This window comes from Candidatus Viridilinea mediisalina, assembly GCF_002532535.1.
Taxonomy (GTDB): Bacteria; Chloroflexota; Chloroflexia; order Chloroflexales; family Chloroflexaceae; genus Viridilinea; species Viridilinea mediisalina.
The window spans coordinates 1-1643 of record NZ_NQWI01000268.1 but is presented as its reverse complement, the minus strand read 5'-3'; the positions used below and the strand labels follow the sequence as shown (position 1 = coordinate 1643).

3 protein-coding genes are annotated in these 1643 nt (G+C 55.0%); all 3 read left to right on the top strand.

The features are described from left to right. Positions 1-145: 145 nt before the first annotated feature. The 3 genes from CJ255_RS21910 (at position 146) to CJ255_RS21900 (ending at position 1540) form a co-directional block, all read left to right on the top strand. Positions 146-940, top strand: a complete 795-nt coding sequence (locus tag CJ255_RS21910) for a GvpL/GvpF family gas vesicle protein (protein ID WP_097646189.1) — start codon at positions 146-148, stop codon at positions 938-940. Positions 941-958: 18 nt separating this feature from the next. Further along, on the top strand, positions 959-1204 hold the full coding sequence (locus CJ255_RS21905) for a gas vesicle protein GvpG (protein WP_097646188.1): 246 nt from the start codon (positions 959-961) through the stop codon (positions 1202-1204). An 81-nt stretch (positions 1205-1285) separates the two neighbouring features. After that, complete coding sequence (locus CJ255_RS21900) at positions 1286-1540, top strand: gas vesicle protein GvpO (RefSeq protein WP_097646187.1); 255 nt, start codon at positions 1286-1288, stop codon at positions 1538-1540. The last annotated feature ends 103 nt before the right edge of the window (positions 1541-1643 follow it).

The following is a 1643-nucleotide window of genomic DNA, read 5'->3' as shown; positions in this document are numbered from 1 at the left end:
GCCGCCCCTATAGTCCTTCAGATAAAGAATCGTAAAAGGGAGGGGTTCGGGGAGGGCGAAGCCCTCCCCGAAAACCCCTCCCACGATCCTAGAGGCTCCAGAAACATTATCTGAAAGGCTATAGTGATGAGTGAAAGGAATCTCAATGGTGGACACAACTAGCGCCACAGGTAAATATCTCTACGGCATTATCAATTGTGGTGAAGAACGCTCCTTCACGACACCCGGCATCCACGAAGTGGGATCGTTGGTCTACACCATCCCTTTCAAGCAGGTTGCAGCCGTGGTGAGCGATTCACCCCTTCAGGAGTATGACAGCACCCGGCGCAATATGCTGGCCCATACCCGCGTCCTCGAAATGGTCATGCGCGAATTTACGATCCTGCCGGTCTGCTTTGGGATTGTAGCCCCCGATGCGCGCACCGTGCGCGAACAGCTCTTGGGTGAGGGCTATGAGCAATTGGTAACCCAACTCAAAGAGATGGAGTGTCGCATCGAGTTGGGCCTCAAGGCTTTCTGGATTGCCGATGACATCTTCCGCGAAATTGCCGAGCAGAGTGAAGAAATTCGTGAACTGCGCGACCGGATTACGGGGTTGCCCAGTGAGCAGACCTACTATCAACGCATTAAGTTGGGCGAAATGGTTGAGGCTGAGGTGAATCAGCGCCGCGAACGGGATAGTGCGACCATTCTGGCGCAACTAGAACCACTGGCCCATGAAGTTCGCATCCATCCGCCCCTCACCGATCGCATGGTGCTCAATGCGGCCTTCTTGATTGACCGTGCCCGTGAGGAGGCCTTTGATCAAGCTATCCGTGAGTTGGATGCAGCCATGGGCCAGCGCCTGCTCTTCAAATATGTTGGGCCAGTACCGCCCTACAACTTTGTCACCATTAAGGCCGATTGGAGTAGTCGTGAGCGCACGGCTGCATTGCGCTAAGATGAGCAACAATACCCTATGGGTCTCTTAAACCTACTTGCCTTGCCCCTCACTGCGCCAATTGATAGCGTAGTTTGGGTAGCCGAAAAGATTCTCGATCAGGCTGAACATGAACTCTACAGCCCTGAGCGCATCCGCCAAAAATTGGCGGAATTGGAGCTTGCGCTTGATCTAGGTCAGATTGATGAAGCGACCTACGAAGCAGCCGAAGAGGTGCTGATTGACCGCCTGCGCGAAGCGCGCGCCCGCATGCGGAATAGGTGATTGTAGCAACGATGGATTTGTGCGACCCAGCGAAGGCACTCGCCCGCCTACTCCGCATGGGTCTAGAGGAACGATACCACCATGCGTAGCATTGACGTGATCCGCCTCGCTCGCGAGCAGATCAATGAGATTACTGGCCTACCCTTCGATACGGTTTCGCGCTGTACGAAGGATGACGATGGCTGGATTGTGGGTATTGAGCTGATTGAGATGCGTCGTATTCCCAATAGCTGTGATCTGCTTGGCACCTACGAACTGCGCCTTGATGCTGATGGCAACCTGGTGAGCTACCAGCGCACCAATCGCTATCAGCGTGGCGCGGTGGAGCAGAAGTAGGGTTACTTCTGCCCCACCGCGCCGCTTGGCTTCGACAAGCTGGCTTCGACAAGCTGGCTTCGACAAGCTGGCTTCGACAAGCTGGCTTCGACAAGCTGGCTTC